Below are 17117 nucleotides of genomic sequence, written 5' to 3' on the forward strand. Positions count from 1 at the left end.
GGATTAAATGCATATTAAAAAAGGCGATAAAGTCCAAGTAATATCAGGTGAATATAAAGGACACGTAGGAGAAGTTATTAAAGCATTTCCTAAGGAAAATAGAGTAATAGTTGAAGGTGCAAACATTCAAACTAAACACCAAAAAGCAAGACAAATGGGTGAAGAAAGTGGAAGAATTGAAAGAGAAGGAAAAATCTCAGCATCAAAAGTTCTACTATACTCAGAAAGCTTAAAAAAAGGTGTAAGAACATCAACTGAAATAATCGATGGAAAAAAAGTTAGAGTTTGCAAAAAAACTGACGAAAAATTCGATTAGATCCAAAAGGAGTAATTATGACAAGTAGATTAAAAGAAAAATACAAATCAGAAGTTGTTAAAGGTCTTGTGGATCAATTCGGTTATGAAAACTTAATGCAAGTGCCAAAACTTGAAAAAATTGTTATAAACATCGGACTTGGTGAAGCAAAAGATAACAAAAACATTTTAAACAAGGCAAAAAATGAACTTGCACTTATTACAGGTCAACAACCAATTGAAATAAAAGCAAAAAAATCTGTATCAAACTTTAAACTAAGAGAAGGCCAACCAATTGGAACAAAGGTAACTCTTAGAGGAGAAAAAATGTATGATTTCATGGATAAATTAATCTCAATTTCTCTACCAAGAGTTAGAGACTTCAGAGGAATCAATCCAAATTCATTCGATGGAAGAGGAAATTATTCATTAGGAATCAAGGAACAATTAATATTCCCAGAAATTAACTTTGATGATGTTGATTTCTTACATGGTATGGATATTACTTTTGTAACAACAGCAAAAACTGATGAAGAAGCTAAAGCATTCTTAACATTAATGGGAATGCCTTACAGAAAATAAAGGAGCAAAAAATGGCAAGAAAGTCAATGATTGCGAAACAAAAAAGAAAGCCAAAATATAGTACAAGAGCATATTCAAGATGCAAGATTTGTGGAAGACCACATTCTGTATTAAGAAAATACGGTATTTGCCGTGTATGCTTTAGAGAGCTCGCAAACAAAGGTGAAATTCCTGGAGTAAGGAAAGCAAGCTGGTAAGTTAGGAGGAAAATAATTATGATGACAGATCCAATTGCGGATATGCTAACAAGAATAAGAAATGGTAACAAAGCTAATCATACATCTGTAAGCTTACCATCTTCTAATGAGAAACGTGCTATTGCTCAAATTCTATTAGACGAAGGTTACATCAAAGGATTTGATGTGGAAGAGGACAATAAGCAAGGTATTCTTACAATAGACTTGAAATACGCAGAAGAAGGCGAAAAAGTTATAACAGGACTTAGAAGAATTTCTAAACCAGGATTAAGAGTTTATGTTAAAGCAAACGAAGTACCAAAAGTTTTGGATGGACTTGGAATTGCAATAATCTCAACATCAAAAGGACTATTAACAGATAAAGCTGCAAGAGAATTAAATGTCGGCGGCGAAGTTATGTGTTATGTATGGTAAGGAGGAATAAATGTCAAGAATAGGTAAAAAACCAATTGAAATCCCTTCTGGAGTAACTATTGATGTTAAAGACAATTTGGTTACAGTAAAAGGACCAAAAGGTGAAGATTCTCAATTAGTATCAAAAAACTTGAAACTTGAACAAAAAGACAATGAGTTATGTGTAATTGCTTCTGAAAATCCTACAAAAATCGAAAATCAAGAACATGGTCTTTACAGATCATTAATTGCTAATATGGTTTTGGGAGTAACAGAAGGTTATCAAAAAACTCTACAAATAGAAGGAACAGGATACAGAGCCCAAAAACAAGGTAAAACTTTAGTAATGAACTTAGGTTTTTCTCACCAAGTTAAAATGGACGATCCTGAAGGTATTGAAGTAGAAGTTCCTAACGATAGAACTATCCTAGTAAAAGGAACAAATAAGCAACTTGTCGGACAATATGCAGCAAATATCAGAAGATGGAGAAAACCTGAACCATATAAGGGTAAGGGAATCCGTTATGAAGGTGAGCATATTAGAAGAAAAGTTGGTAAGACAGGTAAGTAGGGGGCAATAATGGCTAAAAAAACTAAAGAGCAAAGATTAAAAACTCGTAAGTACAGAGTTAGAAATAAAGTCAGTGGAACTGCTCAAAAACCAAGACTTAGTGTCTACAAATCAAATACTAATATATACGCACAATTAATTGATGATGATGCACAAGTAACTCTTGCAAGTGCAAACACATTACAAAAAGAAGTAAACGAAGGTTTAGAAAATTGTGCAAACATAGAAGCTGCAACAAAAGTTGGCGAAATGATAGCAAAAGTTGCACTTGATAAAGGAATCGAAGAGGTTGTTTTTGATAGAAACGGATATCTTTATCACGGAAAAGTAAAAGCCCTAGCTGAAGCAGCAAGAGAAAATGGTCTTAAGTTTTAACGAGGGAGGATTTAGATGTATTTATTAAAACAAGATGTAGACAAACTAAACCTCGAAGATAGAGTAGTTAGTATAAATAGAGTTGCGAAAACTGTAAAAGGTGGACGTAACATGAGATTTGCTGCCCTAGTGGTAGTAGGAGATCAAAATGGACATGTAGGTGTAGGAACAGGAAAAGCTACAGAAGTTCCTGAAGCTATAAGAAAAGCAACAGAAGATGGAAAAAAACACATGGTTACAGTTCCTATAGTAAACACTACAGTTCCACACAGAATATTGGCAAACAAAGGTGCAGGATCTGTACTATTAATGCCAGCTAAAGAAGGTACAGGAATAATAGCTGGTGGACCAGTTCGTGCTATCTGTGAACTTGCAGGATACAAGGATATCAGAGCTAAAAACTTAGGTTCATCAAATCCAAAAAATATCATTAATGCTTGCTTAAAAGCTTTCGCTTCTATGAAAACTGTAGAAGAAGTTGCAAGATTACGTGGTAAATCAATAGAAGAATTCGATTATTAAGGAGTATTCTATGGCAAAAGTTGAAATCAAATTAAAAAAATCCTTCATAGGCAGAAAAGACGATCAAATAGCTACAGCAAAAGCACTAGGTCTTAGAAAGATTGGTCAAACAGTAGTTAGAGAAGACAATTCTGCATTAAGAGGAATGATAAACAAAATTCCATTTATGTTGGAAGTTAAAGAATTAAGCTAGGAGGTGTAAAATGAAACTTCACGATTTAAAACCTAACCAAAAGCTAAAAACAAAAAATAGAAAAGGTAGAGGTCCAGGAAGTGGAAACGGAACTAGAGCAGGTCGTGGTCAAGACGGACAAAACTCAAGAAGCGGTGGCGGAGTTAGACCAGGATTTGAAGGTGGACAAATGCCACTATTTAGACGTCTTCCAAAAAGAGGATTTAAAAATATCAATAGAAAAGAATACGAAACAATCAATGTTTGCGATTTAGATATTTTTGAAGACGGAACAGAAGTTACACCTGAACTACTATTCGAAAATAAAATTTTAAATAAAAATAAAGCAAAAGCTGGAATTAAAATTCTAGGTGACGGCGAAATCACAAAGAAATTAACAGTAAAAGCTCACAAATTTACAAAATCAGCAGAAGAAAAAATCACAGCCCAAGGGGGAAAGGCTGAGGTGATCTAATGTTTGATACATTAAAAAGAGCTTGGGGTGAAGAAGAAATAAGAAAAAAATTCTACTTCACTCTCGTGATGTTATTTATCTATAGACTAGGAAATAACATCCCAATTCCATTTATAGACGCACAAAAGTTAGCTGCAGCATATAAAGGAATGGAAGGAACCCTTGTTGATTATTTAAATATGTTAACAGGTGGTGGACTTTCTACCCTTTCAATATTCGCTCTAGGAGTACAACCTTACATTACAGCATCAATCGTAATGCAATTACTCACAGTTGTAATACCTAGACTTGAAGAGCTAACAAAAGAAGGCGAAGCAGGAAGAAAAACTATACAAAAATATACAAGATATATGACAATATTTCTTGCAATATTTCAAGCTATAGCAATAACAAACGGATTATATGGAGCAGCATTATCATCTGCAACATCATTCCAAAAAATAGTTATGAATGTAGTTCTAATCGGTGGAACAATGCTTGTTACATGGATGGGAGAAACCATAACTGAAAAAGGAATTGGAAATGGTGTATCAATTATAATCTTCATGGGTATTATAGCAAACGTACCAAAAACACTAAAAACATGGAAAACTGGACTTCATTACAGCACAATTTCTTGGGTATCAATCCTAATAATGGCAATTGTAGTAATTTTTATAGTAGTATTTACAGTAAGAATTACAGAAGGTGAGAGAAAAATTCCAGTTCAATATGCAAAAAGAGTTGTTGGAAGAAAAATGTATGGTGGACAATCAACTCATATTCCAGTAAAAGTAAATATGAGTGGAGTAATGCCAATAATCTTTGCATCAGCAGTATTAGCGATACCATCAACAATCTCATTATTTATGGGAAAAACTAATGGAGGATTAAACCAATTCTTCAGCAAATCAAGCTATGGTTTTATAATTTATCTTGTAGTTCAAGCAGTATTGATATTAGTATTTGCTTACTTCTACAACATGATACAATTTAATACAGTTGAATATGCAAAACAACTCCAACAAAACGGAGGTTTTATTCCAGGAATAAGACCAGGAAAACCAACTAGCGATTACCTAGCAAAAGTTGGAAACAAAATAACATTTATTGGTGCTATTTCGTTAGCTTTACTTACAATAGTACCAGCTCTATCATCAAGATTTTTAGGACTAAACTTATCATTTGGTGGAAGTTCAGTAATAATCGTTGTTGGTGTAATACTTGAAACAGTGAAACAAATAGAAGCAATGCTTACTATGAAAAACTATAAAGGATTTTTAAATAGGTAATATTATGAATATCATATTGTTAGGCCCTCCGGGAGCAGGAAAAGGAACACAAGCAGAAAGATTAATCAAACAATTAAATGCAGTTCAAATATCAACAGGTGATATATTTAGAACAAATATAAAAAACAATACACCTTTAGGAGCTAAGGCAAAAGAATACATTAACAAAGGTCAATTAGTTCCAGATGAATTAACAATAGATTTAGTTTGGGATGCCTTAGATAAAGTAGAAGACGAAAAAAGCGTACTTCTTGATGGTTTTCCAAGAAATATTACTCAAGCCGAAGCACTTGATGAAGGAATGCAAAAAAGAGATAAGAAGATTGATAAGGTAATAAATATCAATGTACCTGAAGATGTAATTATTGAAAGAATATCTGGAAGAAGAGTAAATGTGTCAACCGGAAAAGTTTATCACATCAAATTCAACCCTCCTAAAGTTGAAGGAATTGATGATGAAACTGGAGAAAAATTAATCCAAAGAGAAGATGACACAGAAAAAGCAGTAAAACAAAGACTTGATGTTTACAACAAACAAACATCAGTTTTGATTGATTACTACGACAAAAAAGGTATATTAGTTACTATTGACGGTGCAAAAACTCCTGATGAAGTTTTTGATCAAATTAAAAAAAGTTTAGAAAAATAAGATAAAAAATATTAACAAATATGCTAAATTTTTCAATGAATTACAAAATCGAAAACGAGATAAAGATAGAGTCTTTCATTAAAGATATCTTGATTATGTCTTGTTGTAAAAAGAATCAATCAGACATTAATAGATCAAAATAAAAAGAAAAGGAGAGATTTTATCGATGTCAAAAAAAGATGCTATAGAAGTAACAGGAGTAGTTAGAGAAGCTCTACCAAATGCAATATTTAAAGTAGAACTAGAAAATGGCCATGAAATACAAGCACATATTTCAGGAAAGTTAAGAATGAACTACATTAGAATATTACCAGGAGATACAGTTACAGTTGAGTTATCTCCATACGATCTTACTCAAGGCAGAATTACTTGGAGACGAAAATAGTCACGGAAGTGTTAAAGATTTTGAAAAAATCTTTAATTTTCGAGGCGAATGAAATGAGCCCGAAAAACTAAGCGAGCGAAGCGAGAGGAAACTTTAAGTTGACTATTTGATAAACAAGTTTAGATAAAGAAAGAGAGAACGATAATGAAAGTTAGAGCATCAGTAAAAAAAATGTGTGATAAATGCAAAATTATCAAAAGAAACGGTAAAGTTATGGTAATTTGCGAAAATCCAAAACATAAACAAAGACAAGGTTAAGGAGGTATTAGATGCCAAGAATAGCTGGTATAGACTTACCTAGAGAAAAAAGAGCAGAAATTGGATTAACTTATATTTATGGTATAGGAAAATCTTCAGCACAAGAAATTTTGGAAAAAGCAGGAATCAATCCTGATACAAAAATGAAAGACCTTACAGAAGGTGAATTAGGAAAAATTCGTGAGATATTAGACGACTATACAATCGAAGGTGATTTAAGACGTGAAGTATCTATGAATATTAGAAACCTTAGAGAAATTAATTGCTACAGAGGAATTAGACACAAAAGAGGTTTACCTGTAAGAGGTCAAAATACAAAGAATAACGCTAGAACTAGAAAAGGAAGACATTAGGAGGAGATATGGCAGCAAAGACTAAAAAATCTTCTGCTAAAAGAGGTAGAAGAAGAGTTAAAAAGAATGTCGAAAGAGGACAAGCTCATATCAATTCAACATTCAACAATACAATGGTAACTTTGACAGATGCACAAGGAAATGCCTTATCATGGGCTAGTGCTGGACAATTAGGTTTTAGAGGATCAAGAAAATCAACTCCTTTTGCAGCACAAGAAGCAGCTTTAGAAGCAGCTAAAAAAGCTATGGAATATGGCCTTAAAAGTGTAGAAGTATTTGTTAAAGGACCTGGTTCAGGAAGAGAATCTGCAATTAGAAGCTTACAAGCTGCAGGACTTGAAGTAACAATGATAAAAGATGTAACACCAATTCCTCACAATGGTTGCAGACCACCTAAGAGAAGAAGAGTTTAATAAGGAGAAACTATGGCAGTAAGCAGAGATCCAATATTTAAAAGATGTAGAAGCTTAGGAATTAGCCCAGCATATTTAGGTTACTCAGGAGAATCAAAAAGATCAAACTCTAATCAAAGAAGAAAACTTAGTGAATATGGTATGCAACAAAGGGAAAAACAAAAAGCTAAATTCATCTACGGAGTAAGTGAGAAAAAATTTAGAGGCTACTATGAAAAAGCTTCAAAAATGCAAGGACAAACAGGTGAAAACTTAATAATCCTTTGTGAAAGAAGACTTGACAATATAGCTTTTAGATCTGGACTTGCAAGAACTAGAAGAGAAGCAAGACAAATCGTTACACACGGACATTTATTATTAAATGGAAAAAGTGTTGATATCCCATCAATTCTTGTAAATGAAGGCGATGTAATTGAAGTTAAAGAAAAATCTAGATCAAGCCAATTATTTAAGGCTATTAAAGAAACAAACCAATCATTTGGTGTAGTTTCATGGTTAGATTCAGATTTAGAAAACTTAAAGGTAAAAGTTACAAACTTCCCAACAAGAGAAGATATAGATATACCTGTAGAAGAACGTATGATTGTTGAGTTCTATTCTAAATAGAATTAGTTAAATTGTTAGAACTAAGGAGATACAATGATAGAGAAATTAGATACAAAGATTGAAATTTTAGATATAGACGAAGAAACTAATTACGGAAAATTTGTTCTATATCCACTCGAAAGAGGCTATGGTACAACCATAGGAAACAGTATGAGAAGGATGCTTTTATCATCCTTACCTGGTTCTAGCGTCTCAAAGATTCTTATAGACGGGGTACTACATGAATTTTCTACAATTCCAGGAGTTGTTGAAGATGTACCTGAATTAATATTAAATATCAAAGGTATTGATATTAAAAAACATACAAAAGAAGATCTAACACTATTTTTAGATATAGAAGGACCTAAAATTGTTACAGCTAAAGATATAAAAACAGATGCCCAAATAGATGTGGCAAATCCTGATCATTATCTTGCAACAGTTAATGATAAGGGAAGATTGTTTGTAGCCCTTGATGTTACAGATGGTAAAGGATATAGGGTAGCTGAACAAAACAAAAAGGATACCGACCCAATAGGAGCAATAGCTATAGATTCATCATTTACTCCAGTAAAAAGTGTAAACTTTACAGTTGAAAATACTAGAGTTGGTGAGTCAACTGATTATGATAAATTAATTCTTGAAGTATGGACTGATGGAACAATCACTCCTCAAGAAGCTTTATCTGAAGGCGCTTCAATTTTAATGGAAGATATTAGATTTTTCAAAGATCTTCCAGGTCAACAATTCCCACCAGAAGATGAGGAAGTAGAAGTTGAAGAAATAGTTGAAGAAGATGATAATCAAGTTGAATTATCAAAAACTATTGAGGAATTAGATCTTTCATTAAGATCATTCAATTGTCTAAAAAGAGCAGGATATAATACTGTTGGTGAGATAATAGAAAAAAGTGAATCTGAACTAAAGGATATCAAAAACTTCGGTAAAAAATCTCTTGATGAAGTTATCGATAAAATCCATAGTTTAGGATTAAATTTAAGAGAAGAATAGGAGGATATGATGGCTAATAAAAGAAAGCTTGGTAGAAGAACAGATCATAGAAATGCCTTACTTAGAAATCAAGTAACTTCTTTGTTAGACAATGGTAGAATTACTACTACTCTAACAAGAGCAAAAGAAACTCAAAAAATGGCTGATCGTATGATTACATTAGGAAAGAAAAATACACTTCACACAAGAAGACAAGCAGCTCAATACATTTACAAACCATCTACAGTTCAAAAATTATTTGGTGAAATCGCACCAAAATATGAAGATAGAAACGGTGGATACACTAGGGTATTGAAACTTGGACCAAGACAAGGTGATGGTTCAGAAAGAGCAATATTAGAACTTGTATAAAACTTACTCTATAGCATCTTATGAAAATAAGGTGCTTTTTTTGTGGAAATTTTTAATTTTAAAAACATAAAAGAAAATGATTTTAAATTAATTTTTTTTAAATTTTATTAGTTTAGTTAATTATTGAAAATATATCTCATAAATGTTACCATTAAAAGAGAATAAATGTTTTAAAGAGGTTCTTATGGGTAAGGCAAATATAGAAAAATTTAGGGATGATAATTTCTATGTCTTAAACTCAATGGATGACTGGGTAAGGATTCTTGATAAGTACGGGAGACTCGTTTTTATTAATGAAAAAATGAGACGAGATATCCATCTTGATAGGTCACTCATTGAGCAAAATGTTGACACAGAAAAATTAAGTGAAAAATCTGATATTTTTAAAAATACTACAATTGAAGAAGAAAAACTTATTAATGGGAAATATTATTCTATTAAATCTTCTCCAATTTATTATAAAAATGAATTTATGGGGATTATTGAGGTTTATAGGGATATAACTAGCGAATCAAACATGAAAGTTGATCTTTTTAATGCTAACAGAAAGATGCTTGAAGATATTAGATTTGTTAGAAAAATCCAAACAAATATTTTGCCCAAAAATAAAACTTATGGCGATATTAAACTTGAGGGAAGGTATATTCCTTCAAATGATTTGTCAGGTGACTTGTTTGATATTATAAAAGTTGATGAAAATAAGTATGCTTTTTATATTGCCGATGTAATGGGTCATGGGGTAAAGGCATCTATTATGACCATGTTTGTGAAATTATCCATAAGTGGTATTTTTGAAAGACACAGTGACTATTCTCCGGGTCAAGTTTTGAAAAAGCTTAGAAAAGATTTTGTAAAACTTGATATGAATTCATCCCAATATTTTACTGTCTGGATTGGAATTTTTGATATTAAAAACAATAGACTTACCTTTTCTAATGCAGGTCACAACTGCCCACCTCTACATTTAGTTGAAAATAAAAATCGTGTTAATAAACTTGTTGTTTCTGGCAGGATGATTTCTAATATTATTGAGCAAAATATCTACCAGGAAGTAACTATTAGCCTTCATCCAAAAGATAGGATTTTGTTTTATACTGATGGGGTTACTGAAAGCAGGGATATGAATAAAAATGAATATTCTGTTGAAAGATTAATGGAGAATTTGAAAAATAAAAAGAACCTTGATTATATATTAGAAGATTTGGAAAAGTTTACTTGGGGCGAACAAGATGATGATATTAGCCTTGCCCTAATTGATTATAAAGGAGAAAAAGATGAAAATTAACCAATATATTGACCACACTTTGCTTAAAGCTGATGCTACAAAGGACCAAGTCAAAAAAATTGTTGAAGAAGCGAAGGAATATGACTTTAAATCCGTTTGTGTAAACTCTTCTTATGTTTCTTTTATTAGAAATATGGATAAGGATATTAGGATTACATCAGTTATAGGTTTTCCTTTGGGGGCAATGACTACAAAAGCAAAAGTTTTTGAGGCAGAGAATGCTATAAAAAACGGTGCTGATGAAATTGATATGGTAATTAATGTTGGAAGACTTAAGGATAAGGACTATGACTATGTCCTTGAAGATATAAAAGAAGTTAAAAAGGCTTGTGGGGATAAGATTTTAAAGGTTATTATCGAAACTTGTCTTCTTGATGATGAGGAAAAAATCAAGGCTTGTGAAATTTCTAAAGACGCTGGTGCTGATTTTGTAAAAACTTCTACAGGATTTTCTACAGGTGGAGCTACAAAAGAAGATGTAGCTTTAATGAGAAAAACTGTTGGAGAGAAAATGGGTGTTAAGGCTAGTGGAGGAATCCATACCTATGACGAGGCGATGGAAATGATAGAGGCTGGAGCAAGTAGACTTGGCTGTTCTGCATCAATTGCTATAGTAAATGGAGAAAAATAATGGGAAATGTTATGATGCAAGCCTTCGAGTGGGATACTCCTGCTGACGGAGGATATTATAAACTTTTAAAGGAAAATGCGAAAAAAATAAAAGATGCAGGAATCGATGCTCTTCGGCTTCCACCAATGTGCAAAGGCGGTGGAGATCAAGATGTTGGATATGGTATATATGACTTGTGGGATTTGGGAGAATTTGACCAAAAAGGAACAGTCAGAACCAAATATGGAACAAAAAAAGAACTTCTTGAAGCAATTGATGAACTTCACAAAAATGATGTAAAAGTTTATGCTGATGTTGTTTTAAATCACAAAGGAAATGCCGATTTTGAAGAAGAATTTATGGCTAGAATGGTAGATCAAAACAACAGGGAAAAAGATGTATCAGAAGATATGAAAATAAAGGCTTGGACAGGTTTTAATTTTCCTGGAAGAGATGGCAAATATTCTGATTTTGTTTGGCATTATTACCATTTTACAGGCGTTGATTATGATGCAAATACAGACACAAAGGCAATTTTTAGGATCCTTGGTGATGGAAAATATTGGGATGAGGGCGTAAGTGATGAAAAAGGAAATTTTGATTATCTTATGAACGCCGATATTGACCATTCCCACCCAGAAGTTAGAGAAGAAATTTTCAAATGGGTTGATTGGTTTATGGAAGAAACTGGAGTTGATGGATTTAGATACGATGCTTTGAAACACATTTCTGATGAATTTATTTATGATCTCTCCAAACATATTATGGAAAAAAAGAAAGATGATTTCTATCTTTTTGGAGAATATTGGCAATATGATGAGGGTCAAATTGATGGGTATTTGGATGATACTAATTGGAAAATAGATTTATTTGATGTTCCACTTCATTTTCATTTTGAAGAGGCAAGCAAGTCAAATGGAAATTATGATATGAGAAATATTTTTAATAATACAATTGTCAAAAATCATCCTCTCCAAGCTGTAACCTTTGTCGATAATCATGATTCCCAACCGGGTCAATCTTTGGATTCTTGGGTTGAAGATTGGTTTAAAGAAATTGCCTACTCTTTGATTTTATTTAGAAAAGACGGCTATCCTTGTATTTTTGCAGGAGATTATTATGGTCTAAAAGGAGAAATTAAAAAAGATCCTTTAAAAGATATGATAGATAAAATGCTTGATGTGAGAAAAAAATATGCTTTTGGAAATCAAGATGATTATTTTGACAATCCACAAGTTGTAGGTTGGGTAAGAAGAACAGATGCTAAAACTTCATCTCTTGCAGTTTTGATTTCTATAGGAGATATGGCTGAAAAACAAATGTTTGTTGGAGAAGAAGAGGCAGGAAAAGTTTATATAGATTTGTCAGGAAACAACAAAAACCAAGTTACAATTGATGAAGATGGAAATGGAATGTTTAATGTTGGACCTGGTTCAGTTTCATATTGGGCAGCAAAGGAAAATTAAAATAAATGAAATATTACGCAGTAAAAAAAGGCAGAAATCCTGGGATATATACATCCTGGGATTTGTGTTTAAAAGAAGTAAAAGGATACAAGGGAGCAATCTACAAATCTTTTAAGAAAAAAGAAGATGCAGAAGATTTTTTGGAAGATAAAGAAATTGAGATAAAGGCTGATAAGGATTCGGTAATAGCCTATATTGATGGATCTTATTCCAAAAAAGATAAAAAATATGGAGTTGGGATAGTATATATCACTGATGAAAAAATTGAAGAAATTTCTAAGGATTTTGACGATGAATTTCATATCCACAGAAATGTTGCGGGAGAAGTTAAGGCAAGTGTAGGAGCAATCAACAAGGCAATTTCTGAAGGTAAAAAAACAATCTATATCCATTTTGACTACCAAGGAATAGAATCTTGGGCAAGGGGAGATTGGAAAAGAAATAATGAGCTTACCAAAAGATATTACGAATTTTTCCAAAAAGCAAAGGAAAAAATTGACGTTCATTTTATAAAAGTAAAGGCACATTCAAACGACAAATACAACGATATGGCAGATGCCTTGGCAAAAAAATCTTTGGGAATAGAATCATGAGCGAATTAAAAAAAATGCTTAGGGGCGATTTATACAATGCAAATTATGATGAAGAAATTTTAAAATTAAGGCAAAAAGCCCAAGACTTATGCTTCGAATTTAACCAAACAAGGCCATCAGATAGAGAAAAACAAAAAGAAATAATAAAAAAATTAAAAATAAAAACAAAAGAAAATTTCACAATAGAAAGCCCATTTTTTTGCGATTATGGTCATAATATAAAGTTAGGAGAAAATTTTTACGCAAACCATAATTTAATAATTTTGGATTGTGCCAAGGTAGAAATTGGAGATAATGTATTTATAGGACCAAACGTCACAATAGCATGTGCAGGCCACCCTCTAGATTATAAAAAAAGAAATCAAGGCTATGAATATGCCTACGAAATAAAAATCGGAAAAAATGTGCGGATAGGGGCAAATGTAGTAATAAATCCTGGAGTAAAAATAGGAGATAATACAGTAATAGGATCAGGTTCTGTTGTTACAAAAGACATAGAAGAAAATTCTCTTGCTTTTGGGAATCCTTGTAGGGTAGAAAAAGAAATAAATTATTAAAAGAGCCTTGGCTCTCAGACTATTTATAAACAAAAAAATTTCCCATTTCTTATTATTTGTGCTTTTATAAAATAAAAAAACCACACTCGTGTGGTTCAGACTGTTGACAAAATAGAAACATTTCCCATTTCGACCGAGTGCAACGAGCGGAGAAATCTCATGAGATCTCTACGTGCTTTCGCACTTGATTTTAGGGATAAATGTTCAAAATCAATGCACATTTATCTAGTCGAGATGGTACCTAGCTTAAATTTTATTTTAAAATAAAATATTATCTACATTCATACTTTGTCTACACTCTAAACCACACGAGTGTGGTTTTTTCAAAGTTATTAAGCGTATAAGAATATATTCGATTAAAATAAGCGTATTGAATATATTCATCAATTTTATTGTGTTATATATATTTTAGTTATTAAGCGTATAAGAATATATTCGATTAAATAAGCGTATAGAATATATTCATCAATTTTATTGTATTTATATATATTTTAGTATTAAGCGTATAAGAATATATTCGATTAAAATAAGCGTATTGAATATATTCGTTAATTTTATTGTGTTATATACATTTTAGTTATTAAGCGTATAAGAATATATTCGATTAAAATTAGCGTATTAAATATATTCTTTAATTTCATTGTATTTATATATGTTTTAGTTTCTAAGCGTGTTTTCTATATATTTTTGATTAATATTTCTTCATTCAACTTTTTACGTATTTATTATAAATGTTTATTTTCATATCAAAATCTTTGAAGTTGTGAACTTAAAGATTTTATCAAAATTATTCTTGATTATAAACTCCATATACACAAAGCTCTAATTATTGCAATAAACTAGGCAAAGAATGAATATAATATTTGACAATTAAGATAAATTGCCATTAAAACTGAATAATAATTTTTTTCAAATACCTCCTTTTTAATTTTATCCTTAAAGATAAAGCTTTGATAATAAAAATATGTAATAAAAAAACGTCCCAAGAAAGGGACGATATAAACGTGTTGCCACCCTAATTCACAAATAAAATTTGCCTCATTAGAAAACTTAAACGCAGTCAACGGAAAGCTTATTAATTACACTTTCAACTATTTCAAGCCTCTATTCAATTAAAAATATCATAGTTCATTTCACCAAACTGAACCTCTCTGAGATTAATAATTTTTAATCTACTAACTCTTCAAAGTATTTATAGAAATGATATCATTTGTTTTTCACATTGTCAAATTTATTTACAATTATTTTATCTAATCACTTTTTGAGTGTAATAGAGAATTGTTCATTTTTATAAATACAAATGAATTTTATAAAATTTTATACTAAAATGTAAAGTCTAAGTAAAATTTTATACAAGATTGTAGGTTGAACATGAAAATTTATATATAATAAATTTAACTTAAGGAGGGGAATTTATGAAAAAAATTTTAAAAAGAATAGGACTTATATTTTTGATCTTTATTATTATTGCAAGTCTTGGTATGGGATATTTTATAGGCAATGAAACTTTTAAAGGACTAACAAATATAATGCCAAGAGAGAAAACTGTAGAAAATATTTCTTTATATAAGGATGAATATCAAAAATTTGCTGAAAATAAAAAAATAAAAGAAATTAAAATTAAATCTTCAAAATTTGACCACGAAATTCCTGGTATATTTGTTGAAAATAAAAATACCAATAATATTGCTGTAATGGTTCATGGTCTAGGCGGGACAAAATATTCAATGTATAGTCAAGGTCAAGGACTCTATGATTTGGGATTTTCCCTATTAATCTTTGATCAAAGAAATTCTGGTGAAAATTTAGCAAAATGTTCTACATTTGGTGTGTTAGAATCTTATGATTGTCTAGATTATATAAAATATGCGAAAAAGATTATTAAAAATGATGGAAAAATCCTTTTATATGGAGAATCTTATGGAGGGGCAAGTTCGATAATTGCTGCAAGTCGTGACGATAGCCTTATAGATTATATGATTTTAGATTGTCCAGTTTCCGATTCCAACGAATTTTCCGATAAAGTTTTTGAAAAAATAGAAAAAAATCAAGGAGTACCTGTAGTTTTAATGAAATTTACAGGAAATATTTTCTTAAAAACAAAACTTGGTTTTACCTTAAAAGAAATAGATACAAGAAAATGGCTTGAAAATACAAAAATTAATTGTCCAGTTTTAATTATAAATTCAAATTCAGATAAAGTTACCCCATATCACATGGGAGAAGATATATATAAAGCTATAAATTCAGATAAAAAAGAAATTTATACATGTAAAGGAGTTCCACATACAAAATTTGCAGAAAAAGAACCAGAAAATTTTAAAAATCTTATTTCTTATTTTCTAAAAAAATATAAATAATAATAATTTTCAAATCAAAAACAGATTAAATTTGAATAAGAATATAGAAAATGAATAAATCCAATATAAGAAAAACTTATACAAAACATAATAAGTATTTATTTTACAACAAAGGCATTTAGATATACCATTAAAGTGAAAACGTAACCATGAATATTTATGAAAGGATTAAAAAATGACAGAAAACAAAAAAAGATCATTTGCAACAGAAACAATACACGCAGGCGCAATAAAGGATACATATGGTTCATTGGGACTACCAATATACCAAACATCAACATTTATCTTCGAAAACGCAGAACAAGGCGGAAGAAGATTTGCCCTAGAAGAAGAAGGATTTATCTACTCAAGACTAGGAAATCCAACAAACGATGCCCTAGAAAAAAAACTAGCAGCCCTTGAAGGTGCAGAAGCTGCAGTATCAACATCATCAGGAATGGGAGCAATCACATCCTCAATCTGGCCATTCATAAAAGCAGGAGATCATATCCTAGCATGTGCGACACTTTATGGATGTACCTTTGCCTTTTTAAACGAAATCAAAAAATTTAACATAGACGTAGAATTCATAGACATGACAGACCTTGAAGAAGTGAAAGCTCACTTAAAAGAAAACACAAGAATAGTATATCTAGAAACACCAGCAAACCCAACACTAGACATAATAGACATAGAAGAAGTAGTAAAACTTGCAAAGAAAAACTCAAAAGACACCATGGTAATAGCAGACAACACCTTTGCAACCCCATACCTACAAAATCCATTAAAACTAGGAGTAGATATAGTAGTTCACTCAGCAACCAAATACCTAAACGGCCACGGCGACGTAATAGCAGGATTTTCATGCGGATCAAAAGAGTTAATGACCCAAGTAAGACTAGTGGGCCAAAAAGATTTCACAGGTTCAGTCCTATCAGCTCATGATGCATTTTTAATCTTTAGAGGAATGAAAACACTCGAAGTAAGAATGAAACAACACGTAGCAAACACCAAAAAGGTTGTAGAAGCATTACAAAAACACAAAAACGTAGAAAAAGTATACTATCCAGGCCTAGAAGATTTCAAAAACCACGAAGTAGCCAAAAAACAAATGAAAGACTACGGAGCAATGGTAACATTCGAAGTAAAAGGCGGAATCGAAGCAGGAAGATGCGTAATGAATAACGTAAAACTATGTTCACTAGCAGTAAGCTTGGGCGATGCAGAAACATTAATCGAACACCCAGCAACAATGACCCACTCAACCTACACAGAAGAAGCCCTAAAAGAAGCAGGAATAGCTCCAGGCTTAATAAGACTATCAGTAGGCCTTGAAGATGCTGATGAAATAATAGAAGATTTAAATCAAGCTTTAGACCTCATATAAAAAAAATTTATAAAATAAAAGAA

General features: G+C 31.4%; 25 protein-coding genes. All 25 read left to right on the forward strand.

Annotated features, from left to right (window positions below; translation table 11 throughout):
* Nucleotides 1-7 precede the first annotated feature (7 nt).
* The 25 genes from rplX (at nucleotide 8) to megL (ending at nucleotide 17094) form a co-directional block, all read left to right on the forward strand.
* Nucleotides 8-316, forward strand: a complete 309-nt coding sequence (rplX, locus tag BN2087_RS03830; protein WP_019116575.1) for a 50S ribosomal protein L24 — start codon at nucleotides 8-10, stop codon at nucleotides 314-316.
* 17 nt (nucleotides 317-333) lie between these two features.
* Nucleotides 334-876, forward strand: coding sequence for a 50S ribosomal protein L5 (rplE, locus tag BN2087_RS03835; RefSeq protein ID WP_049690549.1), 543 nt, complete (start codon nucleotides 334-336; stop codon nucleotides 874-876).
* Between the two features lie 11 nt (nucleotides 877-887).
* Nucleotides 888-1073: a type Z 30S ribosomal protein S14 gene (locus BN2087_RS03840; RefSeq protein WP_004815479.1), complete on the forward strand. Its 186-nt coding sequence runs from the start codon at nucleotides 888-890 to the stop codon at nucleotides 1071-1073.
* A gap of 18 nt (nucleotides 1074-1091) precedes the next feature.
* Entirely contained in the window at nucleotides 1092-1487 is a 396-nt protein-coding gene (gene rpsH / locus BN2087_RS03845; protein ID WP_049690550.1) for a 30S ribosomal protein S8, read from the forward strand.
* Nucleotides 1488-1497: 10 nt separating this feature from the next.
* Nucleotides 1498-2037: a 50S ribosomal protein L6 gene (gene rplF, locus BN2087_RS03850; protein ID WP_049690551.1), complete on the forward strand. Its 540-nt coding sequence runs from the start codon at nucleotides 1498-1500 to the stop codon at nucleotides 2035-2037.
* A gap of 9 nt (nucleotides 2038-2046) precedes the next feature.
* A complete protein-coding gene (rplR, locus tag BN2087_RS03855; RefSeq protein ID WP_004838116.1) occupies nucleotides 2047-2412 on the forward strand; it encodes a 50S ribosomal protein L18 in 366 nt (121 codons plus the stop codon).
* A gap of 15 nt (nucleotides 2413-2427) precedes the next feature.
* Nucleotides 2428-2934: a 30S ribosomal protein S5 gene (rpsE, locus tag BN2087_RS03860; RefSeq protein ID WP_004838117.1), complete on the forward strand. Its 507-nt coding sequence runs from the start codon at nucleotides 2428-2430 to the stop codon at nucleotides 2932-2934.
* 10 nt (nucleotides 2935-2944) lie between these two features.
* Complete coding sequence (gene rpmD / locus BN2087_RS03865) at nucleotides 2945-3127, forward strand: 50S ribosomal protein L30 (protein ID WP_004838118.1); 183 nt, start codon at nucleotides 2945-2947, stop codon at nucleotides 3125-3127.
* A gap of 10 nt (nucleotides 3128-3137) precedes the next feature.
* Nucleotides 3138-3581 (forward strand): 50S ribosomal protein L15, encoded by a 444-nt coding sequence (gene rplO, locus BN2087_RS03870; RefSeq protein ID WP_049690552.1) that lies wholly within the window; start codon nucleotides 3138-3140, stop codon nucleotides 3579-3581.
* Nucleotides 3581-4852: a preprotein translocase subunit SecY gene (gene secY / locus BN2087_RS03875; RefSeq protein ID WP_049690553.1), complete on the forward strand. Its 1272-nt coding sequence runs from the start codon at nucleotides 3581-3583 to the stop codon at nucleotides 4850-4852. The genes rplO and secY overlap by 1 nt, the downstream gene beginning before the upstream one ends.
* Nucleotides 4853-4856: 4 nt before the next feature.
* Nucleotides 4857-5501: an adenylate kinase gene (locus BN2087_RS03880; protein WP_049690554.1), complete on the forward strand. Its 645-nt coding sequence runs from the start codon at nucleotides 4857-4859 to the stop codon at nucleotides 5499-5501.
* Nucleotides 5502-5667: 166 nt separating this feature from the next.
* Nucleotides 5668-5886, forward strand: coding sequence for a translation initiation factor IF-1 (gene infA, locus BN2087_RS03885; protein WP_019116565.1), 219 nt, complete (start codon nucleotides 5668-5670; stop codon nucleotides 5884-5886).
* Nucleotides 5887-6030: 144 nt separating this feature from the next.
* Nucleotides 6031-6144: a 50S ribosomal protein L36 gene (gene rpmJ / locus BN2087_RS03890; RefSeq protein WP_004818043.1), complete on the forward strand. Its 114-nt coding sequence runs from the start codon at nucleotides 6031-6033 to the stop codon at nucleotides 6142-6144.
* A gap of 11 nt (nucleotides 6145-6155) precedes the next feature.
* Nucleotides 6156-6497, forward strand: coding sequence for a 30S ribosomal protein S13 (rpsM, locus tag BN2087_RS03895; protein ID WP_004838123.1), 342 nt, complete (start codon nucleotides 6156-6158; stop codon nucleotides 6495-6497).
* An 8-nt stretch (nucleotides 6498-6505) separates the two neighbouring features.
* On the forward strand, nucleotides 6506-6910 hold the full coding sequence (gene rpsK / locus BN2087_RS03900) for a 30S ribosomal protein S11 (RefSeq protein ID WP_004838124.1): 405 nt from the start codon (nucleotides 6506-6508) through the stop codon (nucleotides 6908-6910).
* A 12-nt stretch (nucleotides 6911-6922) separates the two neighbouring features.
* Nucleotides 6923-7516: a 30S ribosomal protein S4 gene (gene rpsD / locus BN2087_RS03905; protein WP_049690555.1), complete on the forward strand. Its 594-nt coding sequence runs from the start codon at nucleotides 6923-6925 to the stop codon at nucleotides 7514-7516.
* A 33-nt stretch (nucleotides 7517-7549) separates the two neighbouring features.
* Entirely contained in the window at nucleotides 7550-8506 is a 957-nt protein-coding gene (locus tag BN2087_RS03910) for a DNA-directed RNA polymerase subunit alpha (RefSeq protein WP_049690556.1), read from the forward strand.
* Between the two features lie 9 nt (nucleotides 8507-8515).
* The gene (gene rplQ / locus BN2087_RS03915; RefSeq protein ID WP_019116561.1) at nucleotides 8516-8857 is read left to right on the forward strand and encodes a 50S ribosomal protein L17; all 342 of its coding nucleotides are present in this window, start codon (nucleotides 8516-8518) and stop codon (nucleotides 8855-8857) included.
* Between the two features lie 184 nt (nucleotides 8858-9041).
* A complete protein-coding gene (locus tag BN2087_RS03920) occupies nucleotides 9042-10142 on the forward strand; it encodes a PP2C family protein-serine/threonine phosphatase (protein ID WP_049690557.1) in 1101 nt (366 codons plus the stop codon).
* Complete coding sequence (gene deoC, locus BN2087_RS03925) at nucleotides 10132-10773, forward strand: deoxyribose-phosphate aldolase (protein ID WP_049690558.1); 642 nt, start codon at nucleotides 10132-10134, stop codon at nucleotides 10771-10773. The genes BN2087_RS03920 and deoC overlap by 11 nt, the downstream gene beginning before the upstream one ends.
* Complete coding sequence (locus BN2087_RS03930; protein ID WP_049690559.1) at nucleotides 10773-12218, forward strand: alpha-amylase; 1446 nt, start codon at nucleotides 10773-10775, stop codon at nucleotides 12216-12218. Before deoC ends, BN2087_RS03930 begins: the two co-directional genes overlap by 1 nt.
* A 5-nt stretch (nucleotides 12219-12223) precedes the next feature.
* On the forward strand, nucleotides 12224-12811 hold the full coding sequence (locus tag BN2087_RS03935; protein ID WP_049690560.1) for a ribonuclease H1 domain-containing protein: 588 nt from the start codon (nucleotides 12224-12226) through the stop codon (nucleotides 12809-12811).
* Complete coding sequence (locus BN2087_RS03940) at nucleotides 12808-13368, forward strand: sugar O-acetyltransferase (protein WP_049690561.1); 561 nt, start codon at nucleotides 12808-12810, stop codon at nucleotides 13366-13368. The genes BN2087_RS03935 and BN2087_RS03940 overlap by 4 nt, the downstream gene beginning before the upstream one ends.
* 1415 nt (nucleotides 13369-14783) lie before the next feature.
* The gene (locus BN2087_RS03945; RefSeq protein ID WP_049690562.1) at nucleotides 14784-15728 is read left to right on the forward strand and encodes an alpha/beta hydrolase; all 945 of its coding nucleotides are present in this window, start codon (nucleotides 14784-14786) and stop codon (nucleotides 15726-15728) included.
* A 175-nt stretch (nucleotides 15729-15903) separates the two neighbouring features.
* On the forward strand, nucleotides 15904-17094 hold the full coding sequence (megL, locus tag BN2087_RS03950) for a methionine gamma-lyase (RefSeq protein ID WP_049690563.1): 1191 nt from the start codon (nucleotides 15904-15906) through the stop codon (nucleotides 17092-17094).
* The last annotated feature ends 23 nt before the right edge of the window (nucleotides 17095-17117 follow it).

Origin of the sequence: Anaerococcus jeddahensis (assembly GCF_001182725.1) — a bacterium.
GTDB classification, from domain to species: domain Bacteria; phylum Bacillota; class Clostridia; order Tissierellales; family Peptoniphilaceae; genus Anaerococcus; species Anaerococcus jeddahensis.

What these genes read in the sequence shown, in the direction of transcription:
- rpmJ (WP_004818043.1), top strand. Translation starts at nt 6,031, where the DNA reads ATGAAAGTTAGAGCATCAGTAAAAAAAATGTGTGATAAATGCAAAATT.
- rpsD (WP_049690555.1), top strand. Translation starts at nt 6,923, where the DNA reads ATGGCAGTAAGCAGAGATCCAATATTTAAAAGATGTAGAAGCTTAGGA.
- rplF (WP_049690551.1), top strand. Translation starts at nt 1,498, where the DNA reads ATGTCAAGAATAGGTAAAAAACCAATTGAAATCCCTTCTGGAGTAACT.
- rpsK (WP_004838124.1), top strand. Translation starts at nt 6,506, where the DNA reads ATGGCAGCAAAGACTAAAAAATCTTCTGCTAAAAGAGGTAGAAGAAGA.
- BN2087_RS03935 (WP_049690560.1), top strand. Translation starts at nt 12,224, where the DNA reads ATGAAATATTACGCAGTAAAAAAAGGCAGAAATCCTGGGATATATACA.
- BN2087_RS03940 (WP_049690561.1), top strand. Translation starts at nt 12,808, where the DNA reads ATGAGCGAATTAAAAAAAATGCTTAGGGGCGATTTATACAATGCAAAT.
- BN2087_RS03920 (WP_049690557.1), top strand. Translation starts at nt 9,042, where the DNA reads ATGGGTAAGGCAAATATAGAAAAATTTAGGGATGATAATTTCTATGTC.
- secY (WP_049690553.1), top strand. Translation starts at nt 3,581, where the DNA reads ATGTTTGATACATTAAAAAGAGCTTGGGGTGAAGAAGAAATAAGAAAA.
- rplE (WP_049690549.1), top strand. Translation starts at nt 334, where the DNA reads ATGACAAGTAGATTAAAAGAAAAATACAAATCAGAAGTTGTTAAAGGT.
- megL (WP_049690563.1), top strand. Translation starts at nt 15,904, where the DNA reads ATGACAGAAAACAAAAAAAGATCATTTGCAACAGAAACAATACACGCA.
- infA (WP_019116565.1), top strand. Translation starts at nt 5,668, where the DNA reads ATGTCAAAAAAAGATGCTATAGAAGTAACAGGAGTAGTTAGAGAAGCT.
- rplQ (WP_019116561.1), top strand. Translation starts at nt 8,516, where the DNA reads ATGGCTAATAAAAGAAAGCTTGGTAGAAGAACAGATCATAGAAATGCC.
- rpsH (WP_049690550.1), top strand. Translation starts at nt 1,092, where the DNA reads ATGATGACAGATCCAATTGCGGATATGCTAACAAGAATAAGAAATGGT.
- deoC (WP_049690558.1), top strand. Translation starts at nt 10,132, where the DNA reads ATGAAAATTAACCAATATATTGACCACACTTTGCTTAAAGCTGATGCT.
- BN2087_RS03910 (WP_049690556.1), top strand. Translation starts at nt 7,550, where the DNA reads ATGATAGAGAAATTAGATACAAAGATTGAAATTTTAGATATAGACGAA.
- BN2087_RS03840 (WP_004815479.1), top strand. Translation starts at nt 888, where the DNA reads ATGGCAAGAAAGTCAATGATTGCGAAACAAAAAAGAAAGCCAAAATAT.
- BN2087_RS03930 (WP_049690559.1), top strand. Translation starts at nt 10,773, where the DNA reads ATGGGAAATGTTATGATGCAAGCCTTCGAGTGGGATACTCCTGCTGAC.
- rplX (WP_019116575.1), top strand. Translation starts at nt 8, where the DNA reads ATGCATATTAAAAAAGGCGATAAAGTCCAAGTAATATCAGGTGAATAT.
- rplO (WP_049690552.1), top strand. Translation starts at nt 3,138, where the DNA reads ATGAAACTTCACGATTTAAAACCTAACCAAAAGCTAAAAACAAAAAAT.
- rplR (WP_004838116.1), top strand. Translation starts at nt 2,047, where the DNA reads ATGGCTAAAAAAACTAAAGAGCAAAGATTAAAAACTCGTAAGTACAGA.
- rpsM (WP_004838123.1), top strand. Translation starts at nt 6,156, where the DNA reads ATGCCAAGAATAGCTGGTATAGACTTACCTAGAGAAAAAAGAGCAGAA.
- BN2087_RS03945 (WP_049690562.1), top strand. Translation starts at nt 14,784, where the DNA reads ATGAAAAAAATTTTAAAAAGAATAGGACTTATATTTTTGATCTTTATT.
- rpsE (WP_004838117.1), top strand. Translation starts at nt 2,428, where the DNA reads ATGTATTTATTAAAACAAGATGTAGACAAACTAAACCTCGAAGATAGA.
- rpmD (WP_004838118.1), top strand. Translation starts at nt 2,945, where the DNA reads ATGGCAAAAGTTGAAATCAAATTAAAAAAATCCTTCATAGGCAGAAAA.
- BN2087_RS03880 (WP_049690554.1), top strand. Translation starts at nt 4,857, where the DNA reads ATGAATATCATATTGTTAGGCCCTCCGGGAGCAGGAAAAGGAACACAA.